The sequence below is a fragment of the Pseudolabrys sp. genome (assembly GCF_035943735.1).
Lineage (GTDB): Bacteria > Pseudomonadota > Alphaproteobacteria > Rhizobiales > Xanthobacteraceae > Pseudolabrys.
The window spans coordinates 283502-300298 of the sequence record NZ_DASZBV010000016.1 but is presented as its reverse complement, the minus strand read 5'-3'; the positions used below and the strand labels follow the sequence as shown (position 1 = coordinate 300298).

Annotated in this window: 18 protein-coding genes; 8 read left to right on the top strand and 10 right to left on the bottom strand. The window is 66.7% G+C overall.

Annotation, left to right across the window (positions count from 1 at the left end; translation table 11 throughout):
- Nucleotides 1–108 precede the first annotated feature (108 nt).
- Together groL and VGV41_RS09760 are read right to left on the bottom strand one after the other, a co-directional pair.
- Entirely contained in the window at nt 109–1746 is a 1638-nt protein-coding gene (groL, locus tag VGV41_RS09765) for a chaperonin GroEL (protein WP_326863620.1), read from the bottom strand.
- 143 nt (nt 1747–1889) lie between these two features.
- Nucleotides 1890–2207, bottom strand: coding sequence for a co-chaperone GroES (locus VGV41_RS09760; RefSeq protein WP_326863619.1), 318 nt, complete (start codon nt 2205–2207; stop codon nt 1890–1892).
- Between the two features lie 380 nt (nt 2208–2587).
- Here VGV41_RS09760 and VGV41_RS09755 point away from each other — a divergent pair, with 380 nt between their 5' ends.
- Nucleotides 2588–2857: an usg protein gene (locus VGV41_RS09755; protein WP_326863618.1), complete on the top strand. Its 270-nt coding sequence runs from the start codon at nt 2588–2590 to the stop codon at nt 2855–2857.
- Between the two features lie 108 nt (nt 2858–2965).
- Here VGV41_RS09755 and VGV41_RS09750 read toward each other — a convergent pair whose 3' ends face one another.
- Nucleotides 2966–3859: a leucyl/phenylalanyl-tRNA--protein transferase gene (locus VGV41_RS09750; protein WP_326863617.1), complete on the bottom strand. Its 894-nt coding sequence runs from the start codon at nt 3857–3859 to the stop codon at nt 2966–2968.
- Between the two features lie 266 nt (nt 3860–4125).
- Here VGV41_RS09750 and guaA point away from each other — a divergent pair, with 266 nt between their 5' ends.
- Both guaA and VGV41_RS09740 read left to right on the top strand, forming a co-directional pair.
- Entirely contained in the window at nt 4126–5724 is a 1599-nt protein-coding gene (guaA, locus tag VGV41_RS09745) for a glutamine-hydrolyzing GMP synthase (protein WP_326863616.1), read from the top strand.
- Nucleotides 5725–5735: 11 nt separating this feature from the next.
- Entirely contained in the window at nt 5736–6530 is a 795-nt protein-coding gene (locus VGV41_RS09740; RefSeq protein WP_326863614.1) for an LOG family protein, read from the top strand.
- A 31-nt stretch (nt 6531–6561) separates the two neighbouring features.
- Here VGV41_RS09740 and VGV41_RS09735 read toward each other — a convergent pair whose 3' ends face one another.
- From VGV41_RS09735 to VGV41_RS09725, 3 genes are all read right to left on the bottom strand, one after another.
- Nucleotides 6562–7662, bottom strand: coding sequence for an ionic transporter y4hA (locus tag VGV41_RS09735; protein ID WP_326863613.1), 1101 nt, complete (start codon nt 7660–7662; stop codon nt 6562–6564).
- A 129-nt stretch (nt 7663–7791) separates the two neighbouring features.
- Nucleotides 7792–8424 carry a glutaminyl-peptide cyclotransferase gene (locus tag VGV41_RS09730; RefSeq protein WP_326863612.1) on the bottom strand — a complete coding sequence of 211 codons (633 nt, stop codon included), beginning with the start codon at nt 8422–8424 and terminating at the stop codon, nt 7792–7794.
- 39 nt (nt 8425–8463) lie between these two features.
- On the bottom strand, nt 8464–9684 hold the full coding sequence (locus VGV41_RS09725; protein WP_326863610.1) for a helix-turn-helix domain-containing protein: 1221 nt from the start codon (nt 9682–9684) through the stop codon (nt 8464–8466).
- 117 nt (nt 9685–9801) lie between these two features.
- Here VGV41_RS09725 and VGV41_RS09720 point away from each other — a divergent pair, with 117 nt between their 5' ends.
- The 3 genes from VGV41_RS09720 (at nt 9802) to VGV41_RS09710 (ending at nt 11736) form a co-directional block, all read left to right on the top strand.
- Nucleotides 9802–10581, top strand: coding sequence for a DUF899 domain-containing protein (locus tag VGV41_RS09720; RefSeq protein ID WP_326863609.1), 780 nt, complete (start codon nt 9802–9804; stop codon nt 10579–10581).
- A 132-nt stretch (nt 10582–10713) separates the two neighbouring features.
- Entirely contained in the window at nt 10714–11457 is a 744-nt protein-coding gene (locus VGV41_RS09715) for a DUF899 domain-containing protein (protein WP_326863608.1), read from the top strand.
- Between the two features lie 9 nt (nt 11458–11466).
- The gene (locus VGV41_RS09710; RefSeq protein ID WP_326863607.1) at nt 11467–11736 is read left to right on the top strand and encodes a hypothetical protein; all 270 of its coding nucleotides are present in this window, start codon (nt 11467–11469) and stop codon (nt 11734–11736) included.
- Nucleotides 11737–11788: 52 nt separating this feature from the next.
- On the opposite strand, the gene VGV41_RS09705 is transcribed toward VGV41_RS09710, so the two are convergent.
- Nucleotides 11789–12328 (bottom strand): helix-turn-helix domain-containing protein, encoded by a 540-nt coding sequence (locus VGV41_RS09705; RefSeq protein ID WP_326863606.1) that lies wholly within the window; start codon nt 12326–12328, stop codon nt 11789–11791.
- An 86-nt stretch (nt 12329–12414) separates the two neighbouring features.
- Here VGV41_RS09705 and VGV41_RS09700 point away from each other — a divergent pair, with 86 nt between their 5' ends.
- Together VGV41_RS09700 and VGV41_RS09695 are read left to right on the top strand one after the other, a co-directional pair.
- Complete coding sequence (locus tag VGV41_RS09700) at nt 12415–13206, top strand: SDR family oxidoreductase (protein WP_326863605.1); 792 nt, start codon at nt 12415–12417, stop codon at nt 13204–13206.
- A gap of 84 nt (nt 13207–13290) precedes the next feature.
- Nucleotides 13291–13641 carry an ArsC family reductase gene (locus tag VGV41_RS09695; RefSeq protein WP_326863604.1) on the top strand — a complete coding sequence of 117 codons (351 nt, stop codon included), beginning with the start codon at nt 13291–13293 and terminating at the stop codon, nt 13639–13641.
- On the opposite strand, the gene VGV41_RS09690 is transcribed toward VGV41_RS09695, so the two are convergent.
- The 3 genes from VGV41_RS09690 to VGV41_RS09680 form a co-directional block, all read right to left on the bottom strand.
- Nucleotides 13638–14543 carry a LysR family transcriptional regulator gene (locus VGV41_RS09690; protein WP_326863603.1) on the bottom strand — a complete coding sequence of 302 codons (906 nt, stop codon included), beginning with the start codon at nt 14541–14543 and terminating at the stop codon, nt 13638–13640. The two genes, VGV41_RS09695 and VGV41_RS09690, sit on opposite strands and share 4 nt — an antisense overlap.
- A 143-nt stretch (nt 14544–14686) precedes the next feature.
- Nucleotides 14687–15511, bottom strand: coding sequence for a universal stress protein (locus VGV41_RS09685; protein WP_326863602.1), 825 nt, complete (start codon nt 15509–15511; stop codon nt 14687–14689).
- Between the two features lie 131 nt (nt 15512–15642).
- Nucleotides 15643–16674 carry a TRAP transporter substrate-binding protein DctP gene (locus VGV41_RS09680; RefSeq protein ID WP_326863601.1) on the bottom strand — a complete coding sequence of 344 codons (1032 nt, stop codon included), beginning with the start codon at nt 16672–16674 and terminating at the stop codon, nt 15643–15645.
- Nucleotides 16675–16797: the final 123 nt, after the last annotated feature.

The window sequence follows — 16797 nt, the reverse complement described above, 5'->3', positions numbered from 1 at the left end:
GGATCGCTCCCGGGCCTCCGCGTTGGTTGATGGCGATCCCGGATCTGCGGTGCATCACTTCGCTTGCGCTTGTGCTGCACCGCGCCCGGGACGACGCTTGCGCGTCGCTTAGAAGTCCATGCCGCCGCCCATGCCGCCCGGCATGGCGGGCGCTGAGCCCTTCTTCTGCGGCAGTTCGGCAACCATGGCCTCGGTGGTGATCAAGAGGCCCGCGACCGAAGCCGCGTTCTGGATCGCCGCACGCACGACCTTGGTCGGGTCGATGATGCCCTTGGACATCATGTTCCCGTATTCGCCGTTCTGCGCGTCGAAGCCGTAGGCGTACTGATCCTTCTCGAGGATCTTGCCGACGATGACCGAGCCGTCTTCGCCCGCGTTGAACGCGATCTGACGCGCCGGCGACTGGATCGCCTTGCGGACGATGTCGACGCCGTGCTTCTGGTCCTCGTTCGCGACCTTGACCTTCTTGAGGGCCTCGGTGGCGCGCAGCAAAGCGACGCCGCCGCCCGGCAGGATGCCTTCCTCGACCGCGGCGCGGGTCGCATGCATCGCGTCGTCGACGCGATCCTTGCGTTCCTTCACCTCGACCTCGGTGGCGCCGCCGACGCGGATGACCGCGACGCCGCCGGCGAGCTTGGCCAGACGCTCCTGCAGCTTCTCACGGTCGTAGTCCGAGGTGGTCTCCTCGATCTGCGCCTTGATCTGCGCCACGCGCGCCTCGATGTCGGCCTTCTTGCCGGCGCCGTTGACGATCGTGGTGTTCTCCTTGTCGATCGACACCTTCTTGGCGCGGCCGAGCATGTTGATCGTCACGTTCTCGAGCTTGATGCCGAGGTCTTCCGAGATCGCCTGGCCGCCGGTCAGGATCGCGATGTCCTGCAGCATGGCCTTGCGGCGATCGCCGAAGCCCGGCGCCTTGACGGCCGCGACCTTCAGGCCGCCGCGCAGCTTGTTGACGACGAGGGTGGCGAGAGCCTCACCTTCCACGTCCTCGGCGACGATGAGCAGCGGCTTGCCGGTCTGCACGACCGACTCGAGCAGCGGCAGCAGTTCCTGCAGACCCGACAGCTTCTTCTCGTAGATGAGAATGTAGGGGTCTTCCATCTCCGTGCGCATCTTGTCGGCGTTGGTCACGAAGTAGGGGGAGATGTAGCCGCGGTCGAACTGCATGCCCTCGACGACGTCGAGTTCGGTCTCGAGGCTCTTGGCCTCTTCCACCGTGATGACGCCCTCGTTGCCGACCTTCTTCATGGCTTCGGCGAGGAACTGACCGATCTCCTTGTCGCCGTTGGCCGAGATGGTGCCGACCTGGGCGATCTCGTCGTTCGAGGTGACCTTCTTCGAGTTCTTCTTGAGATCCTCGACGATGGCCTCGACCGCGATGTCGATGCCGCGCTTGAGATCCATCGGATTCATGCCGGCGGCAACCGCCTTCGAACCTTCCTTGACGATCGCCTGCGCGAGCACGGTCGCCGTGGTGGTGCCGTCACCGGCGAAGTCGGACGACTTCGAGGCGACTTCGCGCACCATCTGCGCGCCCATGTTCTCGAACTTGTCCTCGAGCTCGATCTCCTTGGCGACGGTGACGCCGTCCTTGGTGATGCGGGGAGCGCCGAACGACTTGTCGAGGACCACGTTGCGGCCCTTCGGGCCGAGCGTGACCTTCACCGCGTTGGCGAGGATGTCGACACCGCGGAGCATGCGGTCGCGGGCGTCGACGGAGAATTTGACGTCCTTAGCAGCCATTGTTTCGTTTCCTTCAGGTTGCGGACCTCATCCTGAGGAGCCGCGCGCAGCGCAGCGTCTCGAAGGATGAGCTGTTTGATCTGTTGCTCTCGTCCTTCGAGACGCCCGCCTTCGGCAGGCTCCTCAGGACGAGGGCTCTGCCCTTAAGCGGCTTTCTTTTTCGCGGCGGCGCCGCCTTCGATGACGCCCATGATGTCGGACTCCTTCATGATCAGGAGATCCTGGCCGTCGATCTTGACCTCGGTGCCCGACCACTTGCCGAACAGCACGATGTCGCCGACCTTCACGTCGATCGGGGTGAGCTTGCCGCTCTCGTCGCGGCCACCCGGGCCGACGGCGACGATTTCGCCCTGGCTCGGCTTTTCCTGCGCAGTGTCCGGAATGATGATGCCACCGGCAGTCTTCTGCTCGGCGTCGATGCGCTTGACGACGACGCGGTCGTGAAGCGGGCGGAACTTCATGGCAGTCCTCCTAGATAGTTGTAAAAGCTTGGGTTTTCGGCAGCTGACTGGTCCCCATATCAGCTCCCTGAAGTGGAGATGGGCGCCCTTTGGTGGGGAGCAAGGGGCGCCGGAAGATTTTTTAGCACTCCTCTCTCAGGAGTGCCAACAAAATCAAAAGCACGTGTGGCGCCGAGGGTTAACGGCGCGCGTCCGGAACTCGGCTGGCGCGACGGCGGTTTTCCGCACCCACGCCGGAAGGATCGTGGGGACGGTTGTTAGCAGGGCTGAGGCTCTGCTGCTAACGCCTTGATTTTAAACAGTTTGTTCAACGTTTCGGCTTGAAATGCACAGCGTAGCAATTCGAAACTTGGAGCGTTGAATCGATCGGGAGAACCGGAATGATCTCGCAGGACTTCCAGAAGCAGCTTGCCGGCTATGGCCTGACCACCGCGCAAATCCTGTACCGGCGTCCGGACCACAGTTGGCTGCTGCAGACCTATGTGTGGCAGGCGTACGACATGTTCCCCGCGTTCCCCGAACTGCACCGCTTCCTGCAATTCTGGCAGGAGAAGCTGGAAGGCCCGCTGCATTCCGTCCAGGTCGCGCACTGCAAGCTGATCAAGCCGGCCGAGCTCAAGCCGGTGAACGGCGAGTTCGTGCTGCATTAGGCTGTCGTCCCGGGCGACCGCGCGAAGCGAGGAAGGCCCGGGACCCATACGCCGCCGCCGACATGAGACGCTGCGGAGTCTGGTCCCGGCCCGCGCGGGGACGACGGATCAAGATCCCGGCTGCCAGTCGGCGACGACGTTCAAATCCGCCGTGACCGACCAGCGGCCAAGCCTGTCCGGCTTGCGCGCGACCGGCGCGAGCTTCGCCAGATACTCGGCGCGCGGCACTTCGCGGAAGCCCATGTCGCGGCAGGTCGGGGTCATAAGCTTGCCGTCGTTGAAGGCGTAGCCCCAGTGCGCCAGGTGCCAGTTGAGCACGGTGAAGCCGATCTTCGACGTGTTCGGCTCGAGCGAGAACTGCGATTCCGTCGCGAACGAGCCGCCGACCGCGAGGCCATAACCGCCGCCGGCGAGCTCGCCTGTCTCGTTCCACACCTCGAAGGAATGCGCGTAGCCGGCGTCGAACGCGTCGGCATAGGCGCGCATGATGCGCGGCGTGATCCAGGTGAGATGCCAGCGGCCGGCGCGCACGCCGGCGCAGGCCTTGATGACGCCTTCGAAGTCGCGGTCGAAGGTGACGGTATAGCGAGACTGCCGCATCTGCCGGCGCAGGCGCTTGGCGATGTGCAATTCGTCGAAGAACAACAGCGAGCGCGCGGGCGGCGACCACCATTTCAGCGGGCCGGCATGCGCCAGCGGATAGAGGCCGCGCCGATAGGCCTCGAGCAGCTTCGGCAGCGTGAGGTCGTGCACGATGCCGGCGAGCCCGGCCGGTGCGGCAAGCGCGCGCTCGGGATCGGGCAGGGCGTAATCGGCGGCCAGGGTCTCGCGCGCGCACATGCGCAGCAGCGCCGGCACCCCGGCGATCCGCTTCGGGGTCAGGCCCCAGGCGAGGCCGAGCGTCCAGCGCTCCGCCGCCTCCAGCATCGTCTCGCGGAAAAGCGTGTCGCGGCGGTTGCCGCCGTGCGTTGCGAAGGTGAGGCGTTCGGCGTGGAAGGTCACGGGCGCATTCCCAACAAGTGTCTTACAGTGCGCGCCATTTGTGGCACGGCCGCGGCTAACGGGCCGTTAGCCGGGCAGGACAATCGTCATGAACGCATCCTTAAAAGCCGGGTGAAAATGCCCGTGGCCGCTGCCCACAGGGGCCGGCCGCGCGGGCTTGACCCTGCTTTGTTTGCACCGCAAATACGGGTGCCTCCCTACGGTCGTTTCGGTCGATTCCATGTCGTTCGCGACGGGCCCGTCGGATCATACGAAACGGCAGGCCCATGACCGAAAAAACGTCCGAAAAAACGTCCGACAAGACCCACGACAAAGTCCTCATCGTCGACTTCGGCTCCCAGGTCACACAGCTCATCGCGCGGCGGGTGCGGGAGGAAAAGGTCTATTCGGAGATCGTGCCGTTCCAGAAGGCGGAGCAAGCCTTCAAGGAGATGAAGCCGAAGGCGGTGATCCTGTCGGGCGGCCCGGCCTCGGTGCACGCAAAGGACGCGCCGCTGGCGCCGCAGGCGATCTACGAGGCCGGCGTGCCGGTGCTCGGCATCTGCTACGGCGAGCAGGCGATGGCGCAGCAGCTCGGCGGCAAGGTCGAGGGCGGGCATCATCGCGAGTTCGGCCGCGCCGAGGTGGAAGTCGTTTCCGACAGCCCGCTGCTCGAGGGCGTCTGGCAGAAGGGGCAGAAATATCCCGTCTGGATGAGCCACGGCGACCGCGTCACCGAGCTGCCGCCGGGTTTCAGGGTGCTCGGCACCTCGCCGAACGCGCCGATCGCCATGATCGGTGACGACCAGCGCAAGTTCTACGCCACACAGTTCCATCTCGAAGTGATGCACACGCCGCACGGCGCCGCGATCCTGCGCAACTTCGTGCGCAAGATCGCCGGGCTGACCGGCGACTGGACCATGCGCGCCTTCAAGGACGAGGCGATCGACAAGATCAGGAAGCAGGTCGGCAAGGGCCGCGTCATCTGCGGCCTTTCCGGTGGCGTCGACTCGGCGGTCGCCGCGGTGCTGATCCACGAAGCGATCGGCGAGCAGTTGACCTGTGTGCTGGTCGACCACGGCCTGATGCGGCTCGCGGAAGCCTCGAAGGTCGTGACCATGTTCCGCGACAGTTACAACATCCCGCTGGTGCACGTCGACGCGAGCGACACCTTCCTCAAGGCGCTCGAAGGCGTCGACGATCCGGAGGTCAAGCGCAAGACCATCGGCAAATTGTTCATCGACGTGTTCGAGCAGGAAGCGAAGAAGATCGCAAAAAAGGGAGAAGGACCGGCGCAATTCCTGGCGCAGGGCACGCTCTATCCGGACGTGATCGAGAGCGTGTCGTTCACCGGTGGCCCGTCGGTGACGATCAAGTCGCACCACAATGTCGGTGGCCTGCCGGCGCGCATGAACATGAAGCTGGTCGAGCCGTTGCGCGAACTGTTCAAGGACGAGGTGCGCGCGCTCGGCCGCGAGCTCGGTTTGCCCGAAGTGTTCGTCGGCCGCCATCCGTTCCCCGGACCGGGGCTCGCCATCCGCGTGCCCGGCGCGATCACCAAGGAGAAGCTCGATATCCTGCGGCTCGCCGACGAGATCTACATCGAGGAGATCCGCCGCTCGGGGCAATACGACGACATCTGGCAGGCCTTCGCCGTGCTCTTGCCGGTGAAGACGGTCGGCGTCATGGGCGACTTCCGCACCTATGAGTATGTGGTGGGCCTGCGCGCCGTGACCTCGACCGACGGCATGACTGCCGACTTCTATGCCTTCGACATGAAATTCCTCGGCCACGTGGCGACGCGCATCATCAACGAGGTGAAGGGCGTCAACCGCGTGGTCTATGACGTGACGAGCAAACCGCCCGGCACGATCGAGTGGGAGTGAGGGGGCGGACGATGAGCTCATCGGATAAGCCAGTGGCCTCCGACCGCACCCACCTCCCGTCCTACACGCTTCCCGCGCTCGACCAGGACTTCATCCTGGGCGACTCGATGCGCGGCGTCCGCTTCCTGCTCGAATACGCCAAGGCCGAGGAGGCGCTGCGCAACTGGAGTGTGCGCTCGACCATCGTCGTGTTCGGCTCGGCGCGCGTGCGCGAGAACGGTCCGGGGCGGCAGGCCTTCTGGTACGATGAGGCGCGCAAATTCGGCCGCATCGCGTCCGAGCGCGGCGGCGCGCTCAAGCCGCACGGGCACACGCGCGACAATGTCATCGCCACCGGTGGCGGGCCGGGCCTGATGGAGGCGGCGAACCGCGGCGCGACGGACGCCGGCGCGCCGTCGATCGGTTTCAACATCGCGCTGTCGCACGAGCAGCAGCCCAATTCCTACACCACGCCGGAGCTGACCTTCAGCTTCCACTACTTCGCCATGCGCAAGATGCATCTGGCGATGCGCGCCAACGCGCTGGTGGTGTTCCCGGGCGGCTTCGGCACGCTCGACGAACTGTTCGAAACCCTCAATCTGCGCATCACCGGGAAATCGCCGCCGGTCGCGACCGTGATGATCGACCGCAAGTTCTGGCAGACCGTGATCAATTTCGACGCGATGATCGCGGCCGGCACGATCGATCGGACCGATTGCAGTCTCTTCGAGTATGCCGAAGACGCGGAGGAGGCATGGACCAGGCTCGCCGCGATCGATCTCAAGGCGCACGATGGGATCGCATCGGGCCGCGTCGATCGGCCGTGACGCGATCGGCTTCGGCCTCGGACGAGGCGGATTACGGCATCGCCGACAGCAGGATGAACACGGCGAAGATGCCGAGGTGAACGGCGCCCTGCAACACGGTGGTGCGGCCTGTGCCGAGCGTGATCGTGCTCACGAACAAGGTGAGCAGCAGCAGCACGACGTCCTTGCCGATCAGGCCGAGCGTCAGTTCGCGGTGCATCAGCACGGAGATCGCCGCCACCACGGGTATGGTCATGCCGATGCTGGCGAGCGCCGAGCCGAGCACGAGATTGACGCTGCTCTGCAGCCGGTTCAGCAGCGCCAAGCGCACCGAGGCGATGCCCTCCGGCAGCAGCACCACCGCAGCGATGACGACGCCGACCACCGCCTGCGGCAGGTGGGCTGCGTGCACCGCCTTCTCCAGCGGATATGACAGCAGCTTCGCCAGCAGGATGACGGCGGTGAGCGACAGCGGCAGCAGGATGGCGCTGGCCAGCGTCACGCCGTTCGACGGCGGCGGCTCATCCGCGTCGGTATCGTCCGCGCCGGCGAGATCGAGGAAGTAGTCGCGGTGGCGCACCGTCTGCACAAACACGAACACGGCGTAGAGCGCGAGGCAGACGAAGCCGACGACGACGAGTTGCACCGGCGCCAGCCCGCCCTCGGCCCCGCCGCGCACGAAATTCGGCAGCACCATGGTCATGACCGCCAGCGTGCCGAGCACGGCGAGCCCGGCCGAGGCTGCCTCGATCTGGAAGCTCTGCTCGCGGTGGCGCTGGCCGCCGAACACGAGACAAAGCCCGATGACGGCGTTGAGCACGATCATCACCGCGGAGAACACGGTGTCGCGCGCCACCACCGCGGTGCCGCTCGCGTCGGAGAGCATGATCGATACGATCAGCGCCACTTCGATCACGGTCACCGCGACGGCGAGGATGATTGAGCCGAACGGCTCGCCGACGCGCACCGCCAGCACCTCGGCGTGATGCACGGCCGCGAACACGGCGGCAGCGAGCAGGATCGCCGCCACGGCGCTGACGAGGCCGGAGCCGCCGGCGACGACGCCGGCGAAGGCGAGCGCGATCAGCACGCCGCCGGCGCCGGGCGCGATCCACGACCAGTGCGGGATTGAGACGTGGGCCTTGTGCGCCATGACGGATGCGATCAATGCGGTTCGTGCTGCGAGCGGCGATGTCGCGCCGGTCCCGGCAGCGCGCGCGACCTGAACCGCGCGCCTGTGCCATCCTTAATGCCGAAGCCGCCGCGAACGATCAAGTGGCGCTCAGCGCCGCGACCGCTTCACCACGCGCACCTTGCCGCTGGTGCCGCCGCCGCAGAAGAACGCGTCGCCGCCGTTCGATTCCAGGCCCGACACGATCAGACCGGGCGGCATATCCACCTGTTCGAGGACTTCGCCGGTCTTCGGATCGATGCGCCGTATTTCGCTCTGCTCGTCTTCCCACGTGCCGTGCCAGAGTTCGTCATCGACCCAGCTGACGCCGGTGACGAAGCGGTTGGAGTCGATCGTGCGCAGGATTTGGCCGCTCTCGGGATCGACTTGGTGAATCTCGCGCTTGCGATGCTGCGCGACCCACAACATGCCTTCGGCCCAGGCCATGCCGGCGGCGCCGCCTTCGGGCGTCGGGATGGTGGCGATGACGCGGCCGCTGTCCGGATCGATCTTTTGGATGTGCTCGCCGGAAATCTGGTAGAGGTGCCGGCCGTCGAAGGCGGTGCCTGCATGCGCGGGCACATCGAGCGAGCGCAGCATCTTGCCGCTCGCCGGATCCATCGCGTTCAGCCTGTCGCCGGTGGCGACCCAGACATTGGCGCCGTCGTAGCTGACCCCGGCCACATTGGTGACGTCCGGAAACGGGCCGTATTCACGGACGATCTTTGCTGCCGAGCGCTTCATGGTCGCATCCTCGATTTCCGATTGCCTGATGCGCACACCTTAGCCACCGGGCGGCGGGCCCGTGAGTAACAAGCTTGTCGGGAAACCGGGCACAGGCGGCGTCATCCATCGCCGCGCGCGGGCCTGACCGACCGATTGCACTTTGCCTTTGGCGGCGAGGGCGTCGAGCGCGCGCTGCACGGTGCGCTGGCTGGCGGCAAGCGCGAGCGCCAAGGCCGAGCTTGACCAGGCCTCGCCGTCGGCGAGCAGCGCCAGCACGGCGGCGTGCTCTTCCTCGTCGGGCCGCGCCAGCACGACGACGTCGCGCGCCTCGAGCGGCGCCAGCACGAAGCCGCCCGCCGTGGCGTCGATGCTCACGATCGCGCGAAGCGCCTTGCGCAGCCGGCCGATCTCGACGCGCAGCCGCGCGCGATGGGATTCATCGGCATGTTTTGCGCGGAACGCGCGGGCGAGCAGAACTTCGCGCGAGGCGTCGTGCGGCCAGGCGTCCGCGAGCGTGCGGGCAAGCGAGAACAGCACCGGCCGGCTGTCGAGAGGCACGATCGTCCCGGCGTGCCGCACCACGTGGCGGCAGGCATCGACGATCAAAGTCTTCGACGCGAGCAGAGTTTCGACCTCGTCGAGCCGCAGCAGCCTTTCGCTGCCGCGGCTGACGAGGCGTGCGGCGGGGGTGGTCAACGCCAACGCCGCGGTCTCGACCTCGGCCAGCAGAGGTCTGATGCGTGCGGCGCGCGCGGCCTGTTCGGCCCGTTCGAGAGCTGCGCGGGCTGGCTTCGTCCTGAGATGCCTGAGCGCAATGCCGGCGACGACGAGTTCGTGCGCCGCTCGCAGCGCCGGCGGCAGCGGCGAAGGATCGAAGCCTTCGAGCAGCCGCTCGGCCTCGCCGAGGCGGCCGATGAGGATCAGGCGGCGGATCGCGAGATAATGCGCGTGCGCGGCATTGATCCGGTCGCCGCGCGCCTGCAGCGTCGCGCGTGCGGTCTCGAGCGCCTTCACGGGCCAGCTCAGATCGCGCGACACCAGCGCGATCTCGGCCTCGGCGACGGCGCAGCGTGCGCGCGCAATTGTTTCCTTCGGACCGAAGGCGCGCGCCGCGCGTCGCAGCAGCAGCTTGGCGCGGGCGAGGTCGCCGAGCTGCGCCATAGCGATGCCGCGCAGCGCCAGCGCCGGGGCGTCGTCACGCAGCGCGATGAAGTTGAGGGCGCCGAGCGGGTCGCCGCCGGCGAGGGCATGCGCGGCGGCGGTGGTCAGCGAGTCCATTCAAATCCCGCCACACTTGTCACTCCTCCCGGCCGGATGCGCCGCCTAGGTAACGTTCACGCAAGACATGCGTGGACAGCGGACGACGATCCGAATGCCGAAGAACGGAGAGAAACGATGAACACGAACACCTCAGACGGACAAGGCGGCCAGCGTACCATGAAATCGCCGCCGATTGTGTCGCGCCGGGAGTGGGACGCCGCGCGCGAGCAAATGCTGGTGAAAGAGAAAGCCTTCACGCGCGCCGGCGACGCGTTGGCCGCCGAGCGCCGGCGAATGCCGTGGACGGCCGTGGACGAGGCCTACGTGTTCGAGGAGCCCAAGGGCAAAATGCGCCTGCTCGATCTGTTCGAGGGCCGCCATCAGTTGATCATCTACCGCGCCTTCTTCGAGCCGGGCGTGCACGGCTGGCCGGAGCATGCGTGCATCGGTTGCTCGCTCGGCGCCGATCAGGTCGGCAATCTCGCTCATTTGCACGCGCGCAACACGACGCTCGCCTACGCGTCGCGGGCGCCGCAGGCCGACATCGCGCGCCTGAAAGCGCGGATGGGCTGGGACATGCCATGGTACACGATCACCGACAGTTTCGATGCCGATTTCGGCGTCGATCAATGGCATGGCCACAACGCCTTCATCCGCGACGGCGAGCGGATTTTCCGCACCTACTTCATCAACAGCCGCGGCGACGAGGCGATGGGCACCGTCTGGAGTTATCTCGACATGACGGCGCTCGGCCGTCAGGAGATATGGGAAGACTCGCCGGACGGCTACCCGCAGGAGCGGCCGTACAAGTGGTGGAACTGGAACGACAGTTACGTTCCGAACGCCGCGCCAGACCCGAAATGGGTCGCGGTGTCGGATGCGGGCGAAGCCGCCTTTCGTAAGCGCGACAGTTAATGCGGGCGGCGCCGGTCGGCGAGCCCATTCAAATCCCGCCACACTTGTCACTCCCGGCCGGCGGCTGGCCGGCGCTAGATCGAACGCACGGACAAGTCCGGCGAGCCGCCGGATCACAAGAGGAGAAACACCATGACGACACATGTCATCGCATCTCGCGACGAATGGCTGGAGGCGCGGCGGGATCTTCTGGCCGCCGAGAAGGACCTGACGCGGCGCAGCGACGAGGTCGCGCGGTTGCGCCGGCAGATGCCCTGGGTGCGGGTCGGGAAGGATTACGTTTTCGAAGGGCCCGACGGCGCCGTGACGCTCGCCGGTCTGTTCGACGGCCGGTCGCAGCTCGTCGTGCAGCAATTCATGCTGGCGCCGGGCTGGGAGCAGGGCTGCAAGAGCTGCTCTTACATGGCCGATCACACCGACGGTATGCTCGCGCATCTTGCCGCGCGCGACACGGCGATGGTGGCGATCTCGCGGGCGCCGTTCGCCGAAATCGAGCGATTCCGCCGCCGCATGGGCTGGTCGTTTCCGTGGGTGTCGTCCAGCGGCAACGACTTCAACTACGACTACGGCGTCTCGTTCACGCCGGAACAGGTCGCCGACGGCGCGCCGAAGTACAATTTCGGCAAGCCCGCCTTCAGGGACGAGTTGCCGGGTGTGAGCGTGTTCGCCAAAGACGAAGCCGGCAATGTCTTCCATACCTATTCGACCTACGGCCGCGGCGTCGAGGTGATGATGGGGACGTACCGCATGCTCGATCTGACGCCGAAGGGGCGCGACGAGCACGACGGCCACCCGATGGCCTGGGTGCGGCACCACGACCGCTACGAACCGCAGCCGGTGGCGGCCGCCACCTCCTGCTGCGCGGCAGGTCGGTGAGGCGCGGCCATGACCGACGCGCCGATGTCTCCGGTCCTGCGCCACGATGTCGGCGCCTGCACGGGGGGCGGCGCCGCCGCTCCCGGCCTGGCGCGATGGCTCGGCCTCGCCGCCGCACCGACTTTCGCGCTGATGGCGCTGTGGAACTGGGCGTCGGGCGGTGCGCCGGACATGATGTGCATGCAGCATACATTGCCGCTGAGCGGCATGGGGACGATGTATCTTCTGATGAGCGCGTTCCATGCCGCGCCGTGGCTGCGACTGATCGCGGGGCGGTGACGCCCGGCCTGTCCGATGCGTGCGAGCGCGGACCTGGCCGGTCTTCGGCCAGCTAATCGAATGATAGCGACGCGCGCGTCCCGGCGAGAATCTCTTTCGACAGCGACTCGTCATCCACCAGTCGCGCCAGCAGCACGGCGCCGACCATCGACGACCAGGTCGCGACAGCCGCGCGACGCCGCTCCTTTTCCGTGCGGCCCTTGCTCTCGGCGGCGAAGCGATCGATCTGGCGGCGCAAAGCCTCGGTCATCGCGTGGCGCAGGTCGTCCGAGCCGCGCACGGCTTCACTGCCGAGGCCGGCGAACATGCAGCCGTCGGCGCGATTGTCGCGGTGCCGGGTGCTGAGATAGTTGTCGGCATATTGTTCGGCCGGCAGGTATTTCGAGGCGGGGGCGAGCGCCTGCGCGACCGCTTCCGCCATCAGCGCCTCCTTCGATGTGAAATAGCCGTAGAACGCGCCGTGCGTCAGGCCGGCCTCCTTCATGATGTCCGCGACCGAGACGCCGTCGAAGCCGCGCTGCCGGAAGAGCCGGCCCGCCGCGGCGACGATCTGCGCCCGATGCTTCGCAACCTGTTCCTTGCTGACTTTCATGTGAGCGGTCTCCAAACCCGCTTGACTTTATACATTACTGCTATCATGAATACAATCATGATGAGCATAATGAATAGGAGAGCGTCATGAATACCCAATTACCGTCTTTCCTGATCACCGGGGCGTCCTCCGGCATCGGCGCCGTCTACGCCGACCGTTTCGCCCGGCGCGGCCACAACCTCGTGCTGGTGGCACGCGACCGCGCGCGGCTCGAGGCCTTGGCGGGCCGGCTGCGCGCCGAAACCGGGGTTGCGGTCGATGTCCTGCCGGCCGATCTCGCGGTCGCCGAGGACCTCGCGCGGGTCGAACATCGGCTGCGCGACGACGACCGCATCGGCATCCTGGTCAACAATGCGGGGATCGCCGCACCGGGCACGTTCGCCGACGCCGCCATCGATAGCGTCGACCGCCTGATCCGGGTGAATGTGACCGCGGTGACGCGGCTTGCCGCGGCGGCGGTGCCGCGCTTCGTCGCGCGCGGCGAGGGCGCCATCGTCAATGTCGCGTCCGTGCTGGCTCTGGTGCCGGAGGTTTCACTTGGCGTCTACGGCGCCAGCAAGGCCTTCGTGCTCAGCCTGTCGCAGGGACTGCAGGCGGAGCTCGGCGGCAGGGGCGTGTACGTGCAGGCGGTACTGCCGGCGGCGACCCGCACGGAGATCTGGGAACGCTCCGAACGCGATATCGACAAGCTGCAGGGCGTCATGGAGGTCGGCGAACTGGTCGACGCGGCGCTGGTCGGCTTCGACAGACGCGAGGCGGTGACGATCCCGCCGCTGGCGGATGCCGCGCAGTGGGACGCGCTGGATGCTTCGCGCAAGGCTCTATTGCCGAATCTGTTCAACGCGCACGCGGCCCAGCGCTATCGGGCGGCCGGCTGACGGCTGTGCGCAACGCCGGCGGGCGGGCTTGTGCCGTCCGCCGCGCATCTGCTTTTCTGCGCCGTCCCACAGCGAGCATCGGCCATGCCCATCACCATCTACGGCATCAAGAACTGCGACACGATGAAGAAGGCGCGCGCCTTCCTCGACAAGCACAAGGTCGACTACGCCTTCCACGACTACAAGACGGCGGGCATCGACAAGGACAGGCTCGAGGTCTGGGCGAAGAAGGCCGGCTGGGAGACCTTGCTCAACAAAGCCGGCACCACGTTCAAGAAGCTGCCCGACAAGGACAAGGACGGTCTGAGCGAGAAGAAGGCGATCGCGCTGATGCTGGCGCAGCCGTCGATGATCAAGCGGCCGGTGCTGGAGTTGCCGCGCGGCAAGCTGCTGGTCGGCTTCAAGCCGGACGATTATCAAGCCGCGATCGGCTAACGCCGCGACCGTCGTGCGACCGGGGCGGCGCCGTCGATCAGCGCGATCAGCGCGCGCTCGGCCTGCGAGGGCGTGCGATCCTTGTGCCGCAGCGCCGAGAATTGGCGTTTCGGAAATTTGAAATTCAGCGCGGTCAGCGCGCCCGCGGCGATGGCATCCTGCACGACGAGGTGCGACAACGCGGTCGCGCCGGCGCCGGCTTCGACCGCGCTCTGCACCGCTTCGTTCGACGGCAGCTCGAGCGCGACGTCGAGGTCGCTTAGTGTAAGGCCGAGAGCGGCCAGCGCGGTCTCGAGAATGGCGCGCGTGCCGGAGCCGCGCTCGCGCACGACCCAGCGCATGGCCTTGACGTCGTCGGCGCGCAGCGGCTTTTTCGCGATCTTCGTTCCCGGCGGCGCGACCAGCAGCAGTTCGTCCTCGGCGACGACCGTGACGTCGAGCGGCGCGCCATCGACGCCGCCCTCGACGAAGCCGAGATCGGCGGCGCCGTCCTGCACCATGGCGGCGACGGTCTCGGTATTGCCGATGGTCAGGCTCAGTGTCACGCCGGGGTAGGCGGCGCGGAAGCGCGCCATCAGCGGCGGCAGCCAGTAATTGCCGACGGTCTGGCTGGCGGCGAGCGCCAGCGCCCCGCGCTTCAAGCCGGCGAGATCGGCGAGTGCGCCTTCGGCGGCGGCGGCACGCGCCAGAACCGCGCGCGCCTCGATCAGGAATAGGCGGCCGGCCTGGGTCAGCGCGATGCGGCGGCCGATGCGGTCGAACAACTGTGTCGCGTGCCGCGCCTCGAGCGCGGTGATCGCGGCGCTGACCGCCGACTGCGTCAGGTTGAGGTCGGCGGCGGCGCGGGTGACGTGCTCGCGCTGCGCGACGGCGACGAAGATGCGGAGCTGCTCGAGGGTCATGACCTGGGCGGACGCCGGCGACAGGAAAGGGCGCCGACTATGAGCCGCGGGACTGTTCGACGCAACCGATGAAGCAGCCGTTATCGTTCGGCCTAGTCGAACGGAGTGAAAAGTTTGGGCTGGAGGAGGTGAAAGTTTGGGGCTCAGCCGACCGGAACCGCCAGCACCGGGCAGGGGGCCTGGCGCAGCACCTGCTCGGTGGTCGAGCCGCGGATCAGGTCGAAGACGCTGCGGTGCCCCGCCGTAGCCATGGCGATGAGGTCGGCCGGCCAGTCATTGGCGGTGTCAATGATCGCCTTGACGACATCGCCCTTTCGCAACGCCACCGGCAGCACGCGGTCCGGCTCGTTGTGGCGGGCGATGCGCGGCGGCTCCTTGCCGATGTGCAGCAGGCGCTCCTCCGCGCTCATGCCGGCGAGCAGATGCGCCAGCCCCATGGCAAAGCCGACCGCCGCCGCCGGCTTCGGTCTTTGGTCGATCGGGATGAGCACGTGGTGCAGCCGCACCTCGCCGCGCATCTGGTCGACGAAGGTGCGCCCCTTGGCCGGCACGAACAGGGTCGGCGCGGTGGTGGCACGCGCGAGCTTTTCGGCGACTGAACCGTGCAGCCAGCGCGCGACGCCCTGGCGCGCTTCGGTGGCGAGGACCATCAGGTCCGGCTTGTGCTCGGCGATGAACCGGCGCACGCCGTCTTCCGGCGCCTGCGGTTCCAGATCGACCTTGGCGACGCGCATGCCGAGCCTCGCCTCCACCGCCTGCGGCGGCTCGTCGGCGTCCATCAGCCCCCAGCGCGCCAGCGTGTCACGCACGTGCGGGAAGGCCATGACGTCATCGTCGCCGCCCGAAGGCACATGCAGGATGTAGAGCATCGCCTTGGCGACAAGCGCGATCTTGAGCGCGTGCACGAAGGCGTCGGCGCTGGCATTGGAGAAATCGGTCGGGTGGAGGACCGTCGAGATCGGCTGCATGGCGTCAGAATGGGACGTCCTGCGGCGGAAACATTGCGTCAGATCAAGCCCGCCTGTTCGGCGGCGAGGGCAGGTTACGGAAAGACCCACGGCGCCCGCCATCGACAGAGCGGCGCAAGGGGGGCGAGTCTCTAGTGCCGTTCGACCGGGGCGGGGGTCTTGTCCGCCCGGATCTTCGCCAGCATCGTTTCCGCGAGCTTGAGCAATTGCATATGACGCGCGTCCGCGGCGGCCCAGGTGTCGACGATCTCCGCGAATGCCTTCTGCGCCGCTGCCCGATCGTCGGGCGACGGTGAAGCCACCTTGCGCCGCGGGTCCATCTTGATCTGCTCGGTCACCGTCTTGTCGAAGTCTTCGTACGCCTGGATATACTGTTGCGCCGTCCACTCGCCGCTGTATTTCGTGATCAGGGTCTTCGCTTCCGCAGGCAGGCCGTCGAACACCTTTCGGTTCATCACCAGTGCGAGCGGTGCGGGGCTGGTGCCGAGCAAATAGTGGTTCGTGGTGAGGCTGCCGAAGCCGACATCGAAGAGTTGAGCTCCCGCCACCGTGGCGCCGTCGATGGCTCCGGAGGCGATGGCGGGCGAGGTTTCGTTGAAGGCGAGCGGGACCGGTGTCGCGCCGAGCTTGGCGACCGCTTTGCCTTCCGTTGCATTATTGACGCGTATTTTCTGCCCCTTGAGGTCCGCAAGAGTTTTGAGCGGCTTGCGGCTGGTGATGATCTCTGGCGCGGTGCCGTACGCGCCGATGACCACAAAATCCTGATATCCGGCCAGCGCGCCCGCCGCGACGAGCCGGGTATAGGTCAGCGTCGCTTCGCGGACGTCGTGGAACAGACCCGGAAGTTCGACCACGACATTATCGGTAAACACGTCCGGGTTCTGACCGGGGACGATGAAAGCAATGTCGGCAACGCCGCTGCGCACCTGCTGCGGCAACTCGCGCTGCACCCTGCCTAATGCGCCGCTGAAATAGACGTCGATCTCGATCAGTCCTTTGCCGTCGCGATTGACGGCGTCCACGAACGGCTTGACCGCCATCTGGTAGGCGATGGAGCGATCCGAGGTGAAAAACGAGAGCTTGAGCTTGACCGGAGCCGCCATTGCTGTCGGCGGCAACAGCGTCAGCACGACAGTCAGCATTCGCAGGAGAGACGACCGCATAGCAAGGCTCCGACGGCCGGTGCGGCCGCGATCTTTGGTCGATGTAAGTGCAGAATCACTTCCGTATTAGTCCGTAGCGCCAGCGCGACGAAACGGAACCCGCGCAATGTTAACGCGCACTGC